At 26.5% G+C, this 18,570-nt stretch carries 13 protein-coding genes and 1 tRNA gene; 9 read left to right on the top strand and 5 right to left on the bottom strand.

Going from position 1 to position 18,570, the window contains the following annotated elements; all coding sequences use genetic code 11:
* The first annotated feature begins 246 nt into the window (after positions 1-246).
* Positions 247-2,835 (top strand): BspA family leucine-rich repeat surface protein, encoded by a 2,589-nt coding sequence (locus BRSU_RS07365; protein WP_048594710.1) that lies wholly within the window; start codon positions 247-249, stop codon positions 2,833-2,835.
* Between the two features lie 306 nt (positions 2,836-3,141).
* Entirely contained in the window at positions 3,142-4,305 is a 1,164-nt protein-coding gene (locus BRSU_RS07360; protein ID WP_048595151.1) for a BspA family leucine-rich repeat surface protein, read from the top strand.
* A gap of 163 nt (positions 4,306-4,468) precedes the next feature.
* Here BRSU_RS07360 and BRSU_RS07355 read toward each other — a convergent pair whose 3' ends face one another.
* Positions 4,469-6,163 carry a DNA repair helicase XPB gene (locus BRSU_RS07355; RefSeq protein WP_048594709.1) on the bottom strand — a complete coding sequence of 565 codons (1,695 nt, stop codon included), beginning with the start codon at positions 6,161-6,163 and terminating at the stop codon, positions 4,469-4,471.
* A gap of 42 nt (positions 6,164-6,205) precedes the next feature.
* Positions 6,206-6,898: a tetratricopeptide repeat protein gene (locus BRSU_RS07350; protein WP_048594707.1), complete on the bottom strand. Its 693-nt coding sequence runs from the start codon at positions 6,896-6,898 to the stop codon at positions 6,206-6,208.
* Positions 6,899-7,085: 187 nt separating this feature from the next.
* Between BRSU_RS07350 and BRSU_RS07345 the strand changes: the two genes are divergently transcribed.
* The 6 genes from BRSU_RS07345 to BRSU_RS07320 all read left to right on the top strand — a co-directional run bounded on the left by BRSU_RS07345 (position 7,086) and on the right by BRSU_RS07320 (position 14,095).
* On the top strand, positions 7,086-8,114 hold the full coding sequence (locus BRSU_RS07345) for a hypothetical protein (RefSeq protein ID WP_048594705.1): 1,029 nt from the start codon (positions 7,086-7,088) through the stop codon (positions 8,112-8,114).
* A 151-nt stretch (positions 8,115-8,265) separates the two neighbouring features.
* Entirely contained in the window at positions 8,266-9,261 is a 996-nt protein-coding gene (locus BRSU_RS07340; protein WP_048594704.1) for an NAD(P)-dependent oxidoreductase, read from the top strand.
* Between the two features lie 95 nt (positions 9,262-9,356).
* On the top strand, positions 9,357-10,979 hold the full coding sequence (locus tag BRSU_RS07335; RefSeq protein WP_048594702.1) for a peptide ABC transporter substrate-binding protein: 1,623 nt from the start codon (positions 9,357-9,359) through the stop codon (positions 10,977-10,979).
* Between the two features lie 204 nt (positions 10,980-11,183).
* Positions 11,184-11,254 (top strand) — tRNA-Cys (locus tag BRSU_RS07330).
* A 13-nt stretch (positions 11,255-11,267) separates the two neighbouring features.
* Entirely contained in the window at positions 11,268-13,178 is a 1,911-nt protein-coding gene (locus tag BRSU_RS07325; RefSeq protein ID WP_048594701.1) for a penicillin-binding protein, read from the top strand.
* 14 nt (positions 13,179-13,192) lie between these two features.
* On the top strand, positions 13,193-14,095 hold the full coding sequence (locus BRSU_RS07320) for a carbohydrate kinase family protein (RefSeq protein WP_048594699.1): 903 nt from the start codon (positions 13,193-13,195) through the stop codon (positions 14,093-14,095).
* 1 nt (position 14,096) lies between these two features.
* Here the strand turns inward: BRSU_RS07320 and BRSU_RS07315 are convergent, their stop codons facing one another.
* The 3 genes from BRSU_RS07315 to BRSU_RS07305 form a co-directional block, all read right to left on the bottom strand.
* Positions 14,097-14,648, bottom strand: coding sequence for a hypothetical protein (locus BRSU_RS07315; RefSeq protein ID WP_048594697.1), 552 nt, complete (start codon positions 14,646-14,648; stop codon positions 14,097-14,099).
* 26 nt (positions 14,649-14,674) lie between these two features.
* The gene (locus BRSU_RS07310; RefSeq protein WP_048594695.1) at positions 14,675-15,847 is read right to left on the bottom strand and encodes a tetratricopeptide repeat protein; all 1,173 of its coding nucleotides are present in this window, start codon (positions 15,845-15,847) and stop codon (positions 14,675-14,677) included.
* Between the two features lie 76 nt (positions 15,848-15,923).
* On the bottom strand, positions 15,924-16,595 hold the full coding sequence (locus BRSU_RS07305) for a bifunctional nuclease family protein (protein WP_048594693.1): 672 nt from the start codon (positions 16,593-16,595) through the stop codon (positions 15,924-15,926).
* 180 nt (positions 16,596-16,775) lie between these two features.
* On the opposite strand from BRSU_RS07305, the gene BRSU_RS07300 reads away from it, so the two are divergent.
* Positions 16,776-18,536 (top strand): SpoIVB peptidase S55 domain-containing protein, encoded by a 1,761-nt coding sequence (locus BRSU_RS07300; RefSeq protein WP_048595150.1) that lies wholly within the window; start codon positions 16,776-16,778, stop codon positions 18,534-18,536.
* Positions 18,537-18,570 lie beyond the last annotated feature (34 nt).

Below are 18,570 nucleotides of genomic sequence, written 5' to 3'. Positions count from 1 at the left end.
TAGACAATTTTAGTATGATTTGGTACTAATTCTATACTTGCATTTTTTGGTTCTTTTTGCGGCGGGAAAAAGAACATCAGAAAATTGATAAAATATAGTTGTTTAGGATGTACTATTTATTTGTAAAATATATTTTATCTGAAGCAAACAATAATAAAAATACTAAATTAATTTTGACAAATTCTATTTAATTTAGTATAGTACTATATGATTATATTTAATTTTTTATGATTAGGATATTAGATTATGAAAAAATATAAACCAGAAACAAAAACAGAATTAAAAAAACTAGTATTTACTGACGGTATAAAACTTTATGATGTTGATACAAGTCTTATCACAGATATGAGTAAACTCTTTTATGAAAGTAAAAGAAAAGATTTTGAAGGCATAGAAGATTGGGACGTTTCTAATGTTACTAATATGGATATGATGTTTGCTTATATGGGATATAATGCAATGGTAAGATACTCAAATATAGATTTTGATCATGATTTAAGTAATTGGAATGTATCCAAAGTGAAAAGTATGAATAATATGTTTGCTTATTGTTCTAATTTTGATCAGCCTTTGGATAATTGGGACGTATCTAATGTTGAAGATATGAGATTTATGTTTTGCGGTGCCAAAGAGTTTAATCAGCCTTTAAATAGCTGGAACACATCGAAAGTGAAAAATATGAGAGGCATGTTTGAGGAATGTGAATTTTTTAATCAGCCTTTGGATAAATGGGATACTTCTAATGTTGAAGATATGTCTAATATGTTTATTAGGGCAAAAAGATTTAATCAGCCTTTAAATACTTGGAATACATCTAAAGTTAAAGATTTATCGAGTATGTTTGCATATTGCGATAATTTTAATCAGAATATTAATGATTGGGATGTTTCTAATGTTACTAATATGGATTCTTTATTTAGGCAATGCGACAAATTAAATCAGCCTTTTGATAAATGGGACACTTCTAATGTTGTAAACATGGAAAAGACATTTTTCTCATGTACTGAATTTAATCAGCCTTTAAATAGTTGGAATGTGTCTAATGTAGAAAATATGGATATGATGTTTTATATGGCTCAAAGCTTTAATCAGCCTCTTGATAAATGGAATACAGAAAAAGTAATAACTGCAGTAGGATTATTCAGATTTGCTTATAAGTATGATTGTTATGAGTCTTTAGAACATTGGAATTTAGATAATTTGGAAGAAGTTGGTACTTTTTGCGATGATGAGGAGAAATTGCATACAAGGCTTAAAGTATATATGCAGGCCTTTTATCCTAAAGAAGATTATATAACTATAACAAAATTTAATGTTAAAGAAATATATGATCTTATTGCAAAAGATAAAAATAAAAGAATTGTGAGATTAAGAAAAAGAATTGAAAGTGATTTTTCATCAGAGCTTTCATTTGTTACAAAAGATTATAATTTTAAAACTATAGAAAAAGCAGAAAAGTATGCAGAGAAAAAATACAATGCTAAAAAAGAAGATAAAAAACTTACATTTATAAAAGATTGCCATGTTTTAGTAAAAGATAAATCAAGAGAACTAGATATTACAGTTATAAAGTATATATATTCAGAGTATTTATCTTTAAAAAGAACAATTAACAGATTAGAAAAAATTGATAATATAGTTAATTTACTTGACTTTGAATCATTTTTAAAGTTTGTTAGAGATGTTTATTTAGAAAATCAAGATAAGGAGATTGCAGGCTTTCTTTATGCTATGTACGGAGGAGATGAAGCTTTAAAAGAGATATCTGAATTAATATCATTAGGTATTGATTCAAAAGTTTTCCTTATAATGATAAAATTCAATATAGAAAGCAGATATGCTCAGAGTTTATTATATGAGATATATTCAGATACAAAGAAATCAGAAATTAGACGTGAAGCTGGAAGAATGATTAATGAATTGATTGAAAAAATGAATATTGGTTATACTGAATTTAGATTAAGATGCACACCTAATTACGGATTTAATTCGCAAGGTGAAAAAATCTTAAATGATGATTATAAATTAATTGTTAATAGTGATTATAGTTTAACTTTATTCGATATAAAAAATAATAAAGAATTAAAAAAGACTCCTCAAAACTTTGATAAAGAGTTAAAAGAAGAAATAAAAGAATTAAGAAAAGAAGTACAGAAGTTTATTAATCATAATGCCCGTATTTTAAGTATTACATTAATAGACGGAGATATATACAGCTATGATTTATTTAAAGAAGTATTTATTGATAATTATTTAATGAATAGATTTGCATCTGCTTTAATATGGAACTTGCATGATAAAGATAAAAACTTTATAACAACTTTTAGATATTCAGCTGATGGAAGTTATTCAAACTGTGAAGATGAAGAAGTAAAAATTAATGCTGATAATTTTATAAGTTTAGCAACTCCTGCAGAAATGGATGATGAAACTATAGATAAATGGAAAAAACAGCTTGAGGATTATGAATTAGTACAGCCTATAAATCAATTAACAGTTATAAAATTGGATAAAAATAATTTGAAAAAGGAAATAAAGAAGATAAAAAATATAGAGGCAAGTTATGGAGCTTTTAAATTTTTTGCTAAGAAATATGATATGTATACCAATGATGTAGTTGGCTATAATGAGACTATAACATATACATTTCCTGCAAATGACGGAGATATTTTTACTATATCTGCAAAAGTAGATGCTGATACAGAATATGATGAGCCAGTAGACATAACTATTGATTTTCAAAAGAGCGAAAACAAAGAAGAGATAAGTAAAAGATTTGTTTATAGTTTTTTAGTATTTATGATTTTTGATTTCAGATTAACTGATTCATTTTAATTGTATATTAATAATAGAGTAGGTATCATTGTTTGTTATCTGCTCTTTTTTTAATAATAGAATATGTAATTAATTTTTAGAAATTGTATTTAATTTTAAATATACTAAAAATTTTATAGTTTGTCAACTACTAGGCGTAGTGGCAATCCGCACAATATATCATAATATTATGGATAGTCCTTTATACGTGCGGCTGATTACTTATTATTATACAAAATAAATAAATATTACATGTAAAACATATTTCTTTAATATTATATAATCTTTTATTTTATAAAAAATTATAATTGAAATAAGGATTAATTTATGAAAAAATACAAACCAGCTACAAAAGAAGAATTAAGAGAATTAGTATTTAAAGACGGCATAAAACTTGATTGTGTTGATACAAGCCTTATTACAGATATGAGTTATCTTTTTCATAAAAGTAAAAGAAAAGATTTTGAAGGCATAGAAGATTGGGATGTTTCTAATGTTGAGGATATGTCTTATATGTTTGCCTCTATGGACTTTAATTTTATTTTAGATTTATCAAGAATAGATTTTAATCCTAATTTAAATAATTGGAATGTATCTAAAGTTAAAAAGATGAATAATATGTTTGCCTATTGTTCTATTTTTAATCAGCCTTTAGATAAGTGGGACACTTCTAATGTTGAAGATATGTCCTTTATGTTTAATTTAGCAAAAAACTTTAATCAGCCTTTAAATAACTGGAATGTATCTAAAGTAAAAGATATGAGAGGTATGTTTAAGTTAGCAGAAAGTTTTAATCAGCCTTTAGATAAATGGGATACTTCTAATGTTGAAGATATGTCATTTATGTTTAATCTGGCAAAAAATTTCAATCAGCCTTTAAATAATTGGAATATTAGTAAAGTTGAAGATTTATCAAATATGTTTAGTTGTTGTACATTTTTTAATCAGCCTCTTAATGATTGGGACGTATCTAATGTAAAAAATATGGAAGATTTGTTTAATAGCTGTGAGAATTTTAATCAGCCTTTAGATAAATGGAATGTTTCAAATGTTGAAAATATGTGTAGAATGTTTGATGATTGTAAAAAATTTGATCAGCCTTTAAATAGCTGGAATGTGTCTAATGTAAACTATATGAGCTGTATGTTTTTTTCAGCAGAAAGTTTTAATCAGCCTTTGGATAAATGGAATACAAAGAAAGTAACTAATATAGAGTTTATGTTTAGATATGCAGAAAATTTTGATCATTATGAATCTTTAGAAAATTGGAATTTAGATAAATTAAAAGATATAACTTTAATTTGTGATGATGAAAACAAATTGCATACAAGACTTAAAATATATATGCAAGCATTTTATCCTAAAGAAGATTATATAACTATAACAAAAGATAATGTCAAAGAAATATATAATCTTATTGCAAAAGATAAAAATAGAAGAATTGTAAGATTAAGAAAAAAACTTGAAGAAGATTTTTCATCAGAGCTTTAATTTGTTAGATTTTAAAAAATCTGAAAATAAAAAAGATATAGTAAAGATTTGTTTATAATTTATAATTTTAGATTAACTGATTTATTTTCTTTATTCAATAGTATAAAATACATTACAATTTAATAAAGTTTAACAAGTAAATTATTTTATTCGTTAAACTTTTTTAATTATTAAACTCTAATTCTTCAAATGAATCTTTATCTACTAATTCGTAATGATATCCTTGTTCTGTCAAAAATAATTGTCTTTTATGAGCAAAATCTTCTTCTTTTGTATCTGTAGTGATGATTGAAAAGAAGTAGCTTTTATTTTCACCTTTTTTAGGACGTAGTACTCTTCCTAATCTTTGTGCTTCTTCCTGTCTTGAACCAAAAGTTCCAGAAATCTGTATTAAAACATTAGCATCAGGCAAATCAACAGCTAAGTTGGCAACTTTACTTACTATAAGTATTTTTATTTCACCAGTTTTAAATTTCTTGTATATTATATCTCTTTCACTTTGAGGAGTTTTTCCTGTGATTATAGTATATCCTGTTCTTTTTTTCATCTCATTTAATTGATCTAAATACTGACCTATTATAAGGATATTTTTACCTTCAAGCTTTTCTATGATTTTTTTCACTATTGTATATTTAAATACATTTTCACTTGCTATTCTAAATTTAACTTTGTCGCTGGATACAACATAATCAGATCTATGAGAATCATCTAATGGTATTCTTATATCATAACAGTACGCTTCAGCTATAAATTTCTTTTCTTCCAATTCACGCCAAGGTATATCGAATTTTTTAGGTCCTATAAGACAGAATACATCTTTTTCAAGTCCATCCTCTCTTACCAAAGTAGCAGTAAGTCCTAATCTTCTCATACTTTGAATTTCACTAGTAAGTTTTATTATAGGAGCAGGAAGCAAATGCACTTCATCGTATATTATTAATCCCCAATTATGCTGAAAGAATAATTCAAAATGCACGAATGGAGATTCTTTATTTTTTCTGTATGTAAGTATTTTGTATGTGGCTATTGTTATAGGCTTTATTTCTTTATTGAGTCCGTTATATTCGCCTATATCTTCAGGAGGAATATCAGTTTTATCCAATATTTCATCTCTCCATTGACGGCATGCTGTAACACCAGTAACTATTATAAGAGTTTTTGTTTGAGTTTTATGCATTGCAGCAATTCCCACAACAGTTTTACCAGTACCGCATGGAAGAGCTATAACTCCAGCACCTCCTTCAGGTTTTCCGTCAGCATAGAAAGCATCTACAGAATTTCTTTGATAATCTCTTAAAGCAAAATCATCTCCGCTTGATGCTAATTTATCTCTCATATGAAAATGATATTCTTCTCCTGTTTTATATCCGGCTAAATCCTGAACAGGGTATCCTATATTTATAAGAGCAAGTTTGATATGTCCTCTGTATGTAGCATCTATTTCTAATTTATTAGGATTAATTTCCGCTTTTATATATTTAGTCATCAATTTATAATGCAGAATTTCATCTATAATATTTTTGTCTTCACTTATAAGATAGTATTTATCATCTTCTTTTATTATTTTTATTCTGCCGTATTTTTCTATACTAGTTTCAATCTGCTTTACTATATTTTTAGGTATTTCATAAGATGTATACTTCTTCAAAAAACTAAGTATTTGCTCTGATGTATAATTCAAACTAGCAGCATTCCACAAAGACACCAATGTTATTCTATATGTATGTATATATTCCGGGCTTTTTACCAATTCTGCAAATACTAACATAAAATTTCTAATTTCTTCAAAATGTTTAGTACTTACATCTAATAGAATAGTACCATCGCCCTGAACTATGAGAGGAGCATTCTTATTCAATTTTTTTTCCTTACTTGAAATATTTAATAATGAATAATTTTATTAATAAACATTATTTTCTATTAATGAGATGGTTTCTTTAAATAAAGAAAGATATTCAATATTATTAGTATTTTTAGTAGCCCAAGACTTTAATACATTTAATGCTTTTGTTTTATCATTTTGAGATAGATAAACATCAGATAATGTTAAAGTGGCCTGAGGTATCAAATAGCTTTTAGGATATGCTTTGATAAAGTTTTCTAAAGTAGATGCAGCTTGAGTATAATTAGTAAGACCTATTTGTGTATTAGCTAAATTATACATTGCTGTTTCCTGTAAATAGAATCCCCTTGAATTTGCTACTTCCTGATAGTATTTTTCAGCTTCTTTAAAATTATTTATATCATAATAAACACATCCTAATGCATATGCACTTCTTAATTTAAGATTATTGCCTTTAGCAGCACCATATACTTTTTGAAATCTTGATGTGATATCTATTATTAAAGCAGGATCATTTAATTGTTCTGCTGGTAATTGAGCATTTTGATATACATTATATAAAGCCAAAGCTGATTCAAATTCTACATTACTAGCAGCATCTTGGCTTTCTATATTTGCTTTATATAGTAGAATTCCTGCTATGATTACAATTATTAAAACAAAACCGGATATAAATATTATTCTATTATTATATATATATGTAAATATTAATTCTGCATTTTTTTGCAATTTATTTGTATTTTCAGACATAAAAATCCTCTTAAAATCTATTTGTTGAAATTTATTAATTTAGAATAAGCAATTATAATAATTAAACATAAAAAAATCAAGTGTTTATTTTAATAATTATTTTTTGATATGATGATGTTTTGGTATTGTTTATTATATTAGTTATGATATAATAACAGCCAGAATTTTTTATGATAGGTATAGATTTATGTCACAACAAAAAATAAGTCCAAATGATGAAGTACTTGCTATTAAAATATTAGCCGAGTATAGTGATTTAAACAAATACATATATCTTGTTTTCTTTATAGATAAATATAGTAGCACTTTGATAGATGTTGCATTTGTTATTTCAGATGATAAGAAACTTTTAATTTTTTTAAATGCGTATACTGATTTATTAGAGTTATATAAACATATTAAAATTTATAATAAATTAAACAGTGAGAAAAATTTATACTTTGATAAATTTAATGAAATTATATCAAATATCTTTAATGAAGATAAAAATATTAATAATATTATAATATATCAAAGCAATAATAATAGTATTTCTATTATTGATATATTTGCTAGTGCTATGAATAGATTTATGGATTTTCATATAGGTACATTTGATATAAATAGCAGTATTATTGATATTAATTCTGTACGTTTAGCTATAGAAGATGTTAATAAAGAAATGGAAGCTACAGATTCTATGCATGCAGCATATCAAAATACTAGTGATGGTACACAATCTGAAAACACTTCAAATGAAGAAGTTCATGCTCCTACTTATAAACTTATTAACGCCTCATTTGTGGTTGATCCTATAGGAGGAAAATCTATAAATGATATAGTTCCTGGTGATAAAGTTATGGTTACTATAAATTCTAATACAGTAGAAGAAAATATAATATATCTTGAACTCAAAGGAAAAAAAGATAAATACTCTAAATATTTAGTTCCTGCTGAAGTTTTAGAAAAAACTGTAGAAGAAAAATCTATTAAAATTTTATTAAAATTGATAGACGGATATTGCTGTTTCATAGAAGAAATTGAACCTATCAAGTTAAAATTATTCAATCCAGAAAAAGATGTATATACTGAGCCTACTATTGAAAATGAAGATAAGGGCCTATTTGAAAAAATATTTTCTAAAGTTAATACATTTAAATTAATGATGTTTGGATTGGGTGCTATTATAATATTTGTTTTTATTGCCATAGTATATGTATTTTTCTTTCAAACTTGATTTATTATAAATTATTGATTAATTTTATTTATTCAAACTTTTTCTATAAGTTTTTATAATACTAATTTTTATTTTTTGTATAAATATATTTAAAAACAATATACTAGTTTATCATTAAATATAATTATTTTTTAATTTTAAAGGAAATATTATGAGTATAGTTGTATATTCATTTTTAGATGATGAAGCAGAATTTTTTAAATTAATGGAAAAAAAATATAATACAAAATTTACATTACATAAACATCATTTAAATATTGATAATGTTAAAGATGCTGAAGGTTTTGATTCTATAGTTTTTAATGCAAGAGATGCTATTACTGATAAAGTTCTTGATAAATTGAAAGAATACGGTGTGAAATATATGAGTACTAGATCTGTTGGATATGATAATATAGATATTGATTATGCCAATAAAATAGGTATAAAAATAGCAAATGTACCTTCATATTCTCCTAATTCTGTAAGTGAATTTACTATTCTTTCTTTGCTTTCTCTAATTAAAAATTATAATAATCTTCTTATAAATGGCTATAACAGAAATTATACAAGGACAGGTCTTGTTGCAAAAGAGATTAGAAATTTAAATATTGGTGTTGTGGGTACAGGTAGGATTGGATCTTTAACTGTGAAACATCTTAAAGGATTTTCTCCTAAAAATATATTTGTATATTCAAGAACAGAAAAAGAGGAAATAAAAAATTATGCAGAATATGTGAGTTTGGATGAATTATATAAAAATAGTGATGCCATAATATATCATATACCATACAGCAAAGAAACTGAAAATATGATTTGCAAAGATTCTATAAATAAAATGAAAAAAGGAGTTTATATTATTAATGTAAGCAGAGGCGGAATAGTTAATAATAAAGATTTGCTTGATGGGTTAAAAAGCGGACATATTGGAGGAGCTGCTTTAGATGTATATTCTAATGAGATAGAATATGTTAATAAAGATATAAGAAATACTGTATTAAAAGATGAAATTATAGAAGAATTATTTAAAATGGATAATGTTATAATAACTCCGCATTTTGCTTTTTATACTGACGAAGCATTACTTAATATGGTGAGTATTTCTATTGATAACATATTTGAATTCAAAAATACAGGAAAATGTAAGAATCAAATAAAAAATATTTAATTCTGTTTGTAATTTTTTATATTTTTTCTAATTGACTAAGTTTGTAAAATTATATAAAATTAATTTACTAAGTTTAATTTTTAATGGAGTTAATTATGAAAAGTAGAAAGATTTTTCTGTCTTTTATTAGTATTTGTCTTGTACTTTTATTTGCAGCTTCTTGTTCTAAAAAAGACAGTGCTAATGATAAAGGTATAATCGTCAATTTAAGCGTTGAGCCAAAAACTATAGACCCTAGTTTGAATGCTCAAATATATGGTGTAATTTACATATCTCATGTATTTGAAGGATTAACAGTAAGAGATAGAAATAATAAAATAGTTCCAGGTGTTGCTGAGAGTTGGGAAATTAGTGAAGATGGAAAAACTTATACATTTTTCTTGAGAACTAATTCTACTTGGTCTGACGGAAAACCTGTTGTTGCTGGGGATTTTGTATATAGCTGGCAAAGACAAGTTGATCCTAAAGTAGCAAGTGAATATAGTTATCAGCATGAACCTGTAAAAAATGCTATGGCTATTACAAGAGGTGAATTACCTGTTGATTCATTAGGAATAAAAGCTCTTGATGATCATACATTAGTTGTAGAATTAGAAGCTCCTACGGCTTATTTCTTGGAAGTAATTGCTTTCCCTACATTTTCACCTTTAAGAAAGGACATAATAGAACAGTATGGAGATAAATGGACATTAAGCCCTGAAACTTATATAGGTAATGGACCTTATGTTATGTCTGAAAGAAATATAGATGAAAATATAATAATGGTAAAAAATCCTAATTATTGGAATGCTGATACAATAGTGGCAGAAAAAATAACATTTGTATTTATGCAAAACGGAGCTGCTGCTGTTGCCGGAATAAAAGACGGTTCTTTACATATGGCTTATGAACCTCCTCAAAAGGATATACCTACACTTACAGAAGAGGGTTTGATACAGATTAAGCCTCTTATAGCTACATACTATTATCCTATAAATGTTACTAATCAATACTTAAAAGATCCTAGAGTAAGGAAAGCATTATCGCTTGCTATAGATAGAAATTATATAGTGGAACAAGTTACAAAAGGTGGACAAAAACCTGCAGGCGGTTGGGTGCCTTATGCTGTTAATGATGTTAATGGTGATTTTAGAATCAATGGCGGAGATTTTTATGATATATCAAAAGAAGGATATGCTAAAAATATAGAAATGGCTAAGAAACTTTTAGCTGATGCTGGATATTCTAATGGAGAAGGTTTTCCTGTTATAGAATTTAAAACAGATCCGGGCAACCATGTAGAAATATTTGAAGCAGTACAGCAAATGTGGAAAGAGCATCTTAATATAGATTCTACTATTACTCAAATAGATAATGCTTTGCTTGGACAAACTTTATTAGAAAAGAATTTCATGATAGGAAGACTTTATTGGTCTGCAGATTATTCTGATCCTATGTCAATGATGAGTTTGTTTACTAGTTATAACACACAAAATAATGGTGGATACAGCAATAAAAAATATGATGAGCTTATAGGACAGGCTATGTCTACAGATGATAATAATATAAGAATGCAGGCTATGCATGAAGCAGAAAGAATTCTTATAGAAGAAGATATGGGAGCTATACCTCTTTATTTCTTCACAGAGCCTTTGCTTGTTAATCCTAAATTAAAAGATGTTGTATACAATCCGTTAGGATTCCACAAGTTTTTCTATGCTCATTTAGAAGAAAATTAATATTTATTAATTGATATAATAAATTAGTAGCTGATAACTTACTAAGTAGGTTGTCAGCTATTTTTTATCTACTTTAGAGTTAGTAATGTATATTATTTTAGTATTTATTATTTATAAAATAATAAATATCACTAATATTTATTATTTTATATCTATTGACTTTTTATTAATTCTAATATATTATTAATAACATCTAAAAGATATGGCGGCGTCGCCAAGTGGTAAGGCAGGAGTCTGCAAAACTCTTATCATCGGTTCAAATCCGTTCGCCGCCTCATTTTCCTAACTATGAATGACAGTCGAGTTAAAAGATTATATTTATTCCTTATTTGTTTTTTTATAGGAACGATAGCTATATTCATACAGTTATTTAATTTAACTATAAAAGAAAGAAAATCAGTATCATCATTAGTTGGACTTGACAGGCCAAGAGGAACTATATACGATTCTAAGATGCATCCTCTTACTATAAATATTCCTGCATATACTATTTATTTAGACACTGAATCTGTTTCTTTAGATGGCAATGATAAAACAGATATAAATGAAGCCTATTCTCAAATATTTAATATTATAAACATCACAAAAGAAAAATTTGCTGATTTGCTTAATACAAAAAGAAGAACTATAATGCTTGCCCAAAATATTAATTTGGATTCTTATAAAAAAATAAAGGATATAAAAGATAAATATAATGTTAAAAGCATTTATGGTATAGAAAGTTATAAAAGATTTTATCCTTATGAAGATGTATTTGCCCATGTTATAGGTTATATGAATAAAACAGAAACCGAAGGTTATGCTGGACTTGAAGCAACTTATGAAGCAATTCTTTCTTCAGAAAATGATAATCCAAAAGATATAGTATTAACTTTAGATAGAGATGTTCAAACTATAGTGAGAAATGAGGTTTTAAAAACTGTAGCAGAGAAATCTCCTCAGTCTGTAACTGTAATAGTGTCAGATGTTAATACAGGAGCAATAGTAGCTAATTATTCTTATCCTTCATTTGATCCGAATAACCCTTTTATTTATGTAAATAATGAAAGAATGGATAGAAGTATAATGAGTACTATATATCCTGGAAGTACAATGAAAATATTTGCTGAACTTGCGGCAATAGAACAGGGAGTTGTAAATAGTGATGAAGTTTTTCATTGTAAAGGCTATTATGATTATAGCAGACAGACCAGAATACATTGCGATTATCCTCATGGTGATGTAGCTTTTAATGATATATTGAAATACAGTTGCAACTTTGCCGTTGTAACTATAGCCGAAAGAATAGATAATAAGTTTTTTTATGATTATTTAAAAAGATTTGGATTCGGAGAACCTACAGGGGTAGGACCTTATAAGAATGAATGGAGCGGAATATATCACCCTTTAAATAAATGGCATAGATTTTCAAAAGGTTATTTAGCAATAGGTTACGATTTGAGTGTTACGCCTATGCAGATAGCTGCTTCATATTTACCTCTTTTAAATGGTGGATGGAAAGTACCTATGCATGTTGTTAATTCCTTCTATGATGGTATAGAGAAAATAAGTGCAACAAACAATTTAAAAAGAACTAGAATCATAGATGAACAGTATTCTCAAATAGCCAGAGTTTTACTTAGAAAAGGAGTTGAATCAGGATCTACAGGACATAGAGCTAATTTGCTCAATATAGATGTTGTTGGTAAAACAGGTACAGCAATAACAGAAGTTTATAGAAATAGTGAATCTGAAAAACCTGAAAAGTATTATCAATCAATATTTGTGGGAGGTTTTCCTCTTGAAGATCCTAAAATCTCTATACTCGTACTTCTTGATGACCCTCAAGGACAGGGATCTCAGGGAGCGGGTAGAGTAGCAGCTCCGCTTTTTGCTAAGATTGCAAATCAAATTATTCCTTATTTAGGGTTAATTGACGGAGAGATATATACAATAAATACTAATGATTTTTTAAGCTTAGTACCTCATTCAAATAATATTACAAACAATATTATGCCTAATTTGACAGGGCTTTCTTTGAGAGATGCTTTAAATAGTATATCTTATATTGTATCAAATAATAATGCTAAAATAATGATACAAGGTGAAGGATATATAACAGATTTTTCACCGCAGCCGGGTACATCTGTTACTAATGATTCTATAATAAGATTATCATTAAAAGCACCTATTATTAAAGAACAAGATAATAAAGAATAAATAGGAGTTTATTTATGTTTAAAATACTAAGTTTTGGAGAACTTTTATATGATGTTTATGATAATGTTTCAGTTATAGGAGGAGCTCCTTTTAATTATTCTCTTCAGCTTTCAAGACTTTTAAATAAAGATGATAAATTAAAATTTATAACTGCATTAGGAAATGATGATTATTCCAAAGATGCTTTATCTTTTATTGATAAAGAAAATATAGATAAATCTTTAATACAGATTTCTAAAGATTATGAAACAGGAAAGGCTACTGTTTTTCTTAATGAAAAGAAAGTACCTGATTATATAATACATGAAAATGCTGCTTGGGATAATATAGAATATAATAATGATATAGAAAATGCTTTGAAAGAAAATTATGATATGTTCTATTTTAATATCTTATCTCAAAGAAATGAAAAGTCTTACAATACATTAAAAACTATATTCAAAAATATTAATGCCAAATATAGAGTCTGTGATGTAACATTCAGAAAAAATTACTACACTAAAGAAAAAATAAAAGAATCTTTAGAGTTTATAAATATATTAAAGATTAATGATGATGAGCTTGCTATTATAAAAGACTTTTTTTATCCTTCTTTACAAAATGATAATGAAATATTACTCAAAGCCATTAATAAAGATTTTAATATAGATTATATATTCTTAACTCTTGGTGCTGCAGGAGCAAGTGTATTATATAATAATGAATATATATTTAGTCCTTCAAATAAAGTTAATGTTGTTGATACAGTAGGGGCTGGAGATTCATTTTGTGCTGCTTTGAGCTATGCTATATTGAGAGGACTTGATATTAACAATGTATTGAAATTTGCTTCCAGCGTATCTGAAGAGATGGTTCAAGTAAAAGGCGGTACAGCAAGATATGATATTGAAAAAATGAAATCTCAATTCAATTTATAATTTATGTTCTCCCTGTAAAATATCTGAATTTATCTTTTGTGAGAAATTTTATAGAAGTAAATTTACCGGTATATTTTTCATTTTGTACTATACTATTTCTAATATCATCATAAAAAGCCTGTAGATTATTTTGCATCATATCATCTATATAACTTGAAGGATATTTGGATATATATTGATGTATTTGTCTATTTATTAACAAAGTGATAAATTTTTTAGGCGGTGTATTATAAGTAAGTAATGCTTTATATATTCTAATGTTTTGATTTATAGAATTTTTTTCAGCTTGAGTTTTTGCTTCTTTTTCTTGTCTTTCTAAATCATTTAATGTATTTTGAATATTATATATATTATTGCTGTATATAGTTTTACCTTCATCAGTGAAAATATAATTTGCATCTATATAAAATACATATTCTTTATTATCTGATGATAGTATTTTATCAAATTTTTCAATTACTCTAAATTTTATATTAAGATTATAATTATTTTGGGCAAAACTATAAGGACAAGTTATAAGAATAAATATTATTATTGTAAAATAAAATTTCATACAATATATTCGGAATTATTTTTATATTATTTCGGTATAGATGATAATAATCTTATAAAATCTCTGTCATTTGGAAATAATTTTAAAGCTTCTTCAGATATAACACTTGCATTATTGTATCTTCTTTGATTATATTCTGTAACAGCATAATTATAATATGAAACTTTTAGATTTCTTTTTAATACATCTGCACCTTCGCCTATATCGGATATTCCTATTTTATATGTTTCTATAGCATTAGGAAAATCTTTCTTACTTAAATAAGATGTGCCTATTGTATTGTAATAATGTATTTTATTGTTTTTGGTCATAGCATTATTAGAATCAAACACATAAGCTTCTTCCAAAGTTTTGTATGCAGCTTCAAAATTATTTTTACTTAGATAATCTAAAGCCAATCTATTGTAAGCATTAACTAAATTATCATTATACATTTTTGTATTTGGAGAAAGATAGTATGCTTTTTTAGCCATAACTAATTGTTTTTCTAAATCTTTTTCTATTTTCTTTAATGAAATAGAATTAGGGTATAATGTTGCTATTAAAGTAAGTATATCTACATTATTTCTATCTCTATAATTTCCCTGAGGCACGAAAGTAACTATTGTAGAATTTCCTGTATTTCTTATTTCTTTTTGTCCAGGATCGAATCCTTTAGATAAAGTAGTCTCTACATCAATAGATTTACCATCAGCATATACAGTACAGAAAGAATGACTTGAAGTTAATACTCCTGTAACCTCGAATCCGAATTCTTTATATAATAGAGAGTATAATATACTTGAGCTTAGGCAGTTGTATTCTCCTTTATATATTAAATCCTGAAATAGGGTAGATGTTTCAAAGTATTGTTTTAATGTTCCGCTTGTATAGAGCCAATTTAAGAGTCTTTTACCGAAAGCATATGCTCCTTCTTTGGTATATTGAGATAATTCTTTTTTGGCAAAATTTCTTATATCATCTAATTTTTGTCTATAGAATTTAAATTCATCTTCATCAGTAATTCCTGAAGCAATTATGAATCCGTCATAATGAAGTTCCAAGTCATTAGTTTCTCCATTATCAACTTTTGTGAAGAAATCGTATTCTAATTCTGTAAGTTCGCCTGCTTCAAATTTTATTTTATCAGACGGTTTTGAATATATTACTGAATAGCTAAATAATATTAAAAATAAAATTATTTTAATACAGTGTTTCATATATCCTCTATGATTATCATTATTTCTATTTATATAATATATGAAATATAAATAAATAATAGAAAATAAATTTATATTATTCTGTTAAATTATCAAGTTCATCTCTATATTTAGCAGCATCTTCATATCTTTCTTCTTTTACTGCCTGATCTAACAATTTCTGTAATTCCTCTTTATTCTTTTTATTATTATTGTTAATTGTATTTAATTGCTGATTATAAATATTATTATTAATTTCTTCAGGTTCTTTTTTTACGAATATATTTTCAGCATTTTTTTCTTTAAGTTCTTCTCTATCAAATTTTTGATATGTGAAAGGTATTCCTTCTTTTACTTTCATTAAGCTATCATTTTCTTCTAATAAGATACCAGCTTTTTCTATAACATGTTCTTCTATAAATATAGGAGCTTTTGATTTTAAGGAAAGTGCTATAGCATCAGAAGGTCTTGAATCAATAAATATATTTTTAGCGTTATGTTCTATAACTAATTTAGCAAAGAAAGTATCTGTATGCACATTATCTATTATTACATTTATTAATCTTATACTGCAGTTTTGAAATATGCTGTATATTATATCATGGGTAAGCGGTCTTTCTATTTTATATCCTATGAGACTGGACATTATAGACTGAGCCTCTAAATATGCTATTGATATTGGTACAACTTTATCAGATTTTTCAGGTTTTAAAATAACTACAAAACCTTTATCTGTAATTGCTAAATTAAGTATTTTTGCTTCTACCACTTTTTAACCCTCTTTTTATATACCTATTTAATATAATATTAATATATATATATTATTTGTCAAGGAAATTTATTTAATAATTATGCTTGTATATAATTAAAAATTGATGTATTATGATTTTACTATTTAATTATAATATAGTTTTTTGTATTAAATTTATATAAATAATTTCACAATATGATGGGAACTATGAAAAAAAAATTAATCTTTATTTTTACATTGTTAGTTACATTAACATTCAATTTATTTTCACAGACAAATGAAGAATTACCGCCTTATCCTCCAGAAAACCCTGAAATTATATCTATGGACGAAATTTATGAGGGAATGGAAGGGGTAGGATATACAGTTGCACATGGAACTAATGTAGAGCCTTTTAAAGTAAAAGTAATATCCATATTAAAAAAAAGATGGCGTAACTCAGATGCTATACTTGTAAGATGTGAAGGGCTTGATCTAGAACATTCAGGAATTGTAGCTGGTATGAGCGGTTCTCCTATATATTTTAATGGAAAATTAGCGGGGGCATTATCTTTTGGATGGGGCTATTCTAAAGATCCTATAGCTGGAGTTACACCTATAGAAGAAATGTTTAAATTATATAATGATACTAATTTGCAGCCTCCTCAATTAGCTTTTTCTGATAATAATTCGCTTAAAACACCTTTAATATTTTCTGGTGTAAGTACAAAAGCATTTGATACATATTCTTCTTCTTTTAATAAAAATGGGTTTTATCCAATGCAGGCAGGAGGTTCTGTTTCTGATACAAATCAGGCAAAGAAATTTTTATTCGGAGATTCAGTTGCATTAATTCTTGCTGACGGAGATATTTCTTTAGCAAGTATAGGTACAGTTACTCACACAGATGATGAGAAATTTGTTATTTTTGGTCACTCTATGTGGTCAAAAGGAAGCTTAAGAGCACCCGTATCAAGAGCGTATATTAATCATATGCTGCCTTCTTATGAGTCTTCATTCAAACTTGGATATGCTTATTCTAATTATTTAGGATATACTATTTATGACGGAGTGTTCGGTGTATCTGGTGTTTATGGAGAAGTTCCTGAAAATGTGATGGTTCCTGTAAAAATAGAATTAGATGATACAGATTTCCTTAAAAGAGATTTTAATTTTAGAGTATTAAATGATCCAGCATTTTTTACAGATATACTTTCTATGTCATTATATAATGCTATAAGTTCTGCTGCTGGAGAAAATGAAGAGGGGGTATTTAGTATAAGCTATGAAATAGAAACAGATTATTTTGAAGAGCCTTATAAAGTAAGTAATAGAATATTATCCTATTCTTCTGCTGATGCATTTAAAGATGCTATAGCTCAAGTAATATCTCCTGTTAGTTTCTTTATACGTAATAATTTTAATAGAGTTGGAATAAAATCAATAAAATTATCTATAAAAAGAAACAATCTTGAATATGTTTTTTTGAATGATATAACTTTGGTAGAGCCTAGAGCAGTTGCCGGAGAAACTATACATTTAAGATTGGGATATACTCCTTATGGAAAAGAAAAACAATATGTTGATATTCCTGTAAGACTTCCTGTTAATCTAAAAACAGATGTTTATACTATATATGCTGCTAATGAATACATATTTAATTATGCAGAGCAATTATTTATGCCTAGTAAATATGAAATAAGAAGTTTAGATGATGTTCAGCGTATATATGGAAAAAGTTATGATGACAGTGCTTTGAAAGTATGGCTTTATTCTTCATCAAGAGGTGTTCAAATAGGTAAGGACTTATATCCTACACTTCCACCTTCTAGATATGGAGCTATGGCTAAAAATGCTACATCAGATAAAGCTGCTGTTATTACTCCTATTAATGGAAATTATCAAATGGATAGTTCTATATTAGGAATGATGAAATTGGATATAATAATAGAAGGTGCTAGAAAATACGAGAATCGTTAAATTATTATTTTATGTTGAGATAAAAAATAGATAT

Source organism: Brachyspira suanatina (genome assembly GCF_001049755.1).
Lineage (GTDB): Bacteria > Spirochaetota > Brachyspiria > Brachyspirales > Brachyspiraceae > Brachyspira > Brachyspira suanatina.
This window is presented reverse-complemented; position numbering and strand designations above follow the sequence as displayed.

Bases quoted from the DNA above. Each gene is read 5' to 3' on its own strand.
- BRSU_RS07340 (WP_048594704.1), top strand. From the start codon at position 8,266: ATGAGTATAGTTGTATATTCATTTTTAGATGATGAAGCAGAATTTTTT.
- BRSU_RS07310 (WP_048594695.1), bottom strand. From the start codon at position 15,847: ATGAAACACTGTATTAAAATAATTTTATTTTTAATATTATTTAGCTAT.
- BRSU_RS07335 (WP_048594702.1), top strand. From the start codon at position 9,357: ATGAAAAGTAGAAAGATTTTTCTGTCTTTTATTAGTATTTGTCTTGTA.
- BRSU_RS07350 (WP_048594707.1), bottom strand. From the start codon at position 6,898: ATGTCTGAAAATACAAATAAATTGCAAAAAAATGCAGAATTAATATTT.
- BRSU_RS07315 (WP_048594697.1), bottom strand. From the start codon at position 14,648: ATGAAATTTTATTTTACAATAATAATATTTATTCTTATAACTTGTCCT.
- BRSU_RS07365 (WP_048594710.1), top strand. From the start codon at position 247: ATGAAAAAATATAAACCAGAAACAAAAACAGAATTAAAAAAACTAGTA.
- BRSU_RS07300 (WP_048595150.1), top strand. From the start codon at position 16,776: ATGGGAACTATGAAAAAAAAATTAATCTTTATTTTTACATTGTTAGTT.
- BRSU_RS07325 (WP_048594701.1), top strand. From the start codon at position 11,268: ATGAATGACAGTCGAGTTAAAAGATTATATTTATTCCTTATTTGTTTT.
- BRSU_RS07345 (WP_048594705.1), top strand. From the start codon at position 7,086: ATGTCACAACAAAAAATAAGTCCAAATGATGAAGTACTTGCTATTAAA.
- BRSU_RS07320 (WP_048594699.1), top strand. From the start codon at position 13,193: ATGTTTAAAATACTAAGTTTTGGAGAACTTTTATATGATGTTTATGAT.
- BRSU_RS07360 (WP_048595151.1), top strand. From the start codon at position 3,142: ATGAAAAAATACAAACCAGCTACAAAAGAAGAATTAAGAGAATTAGTA.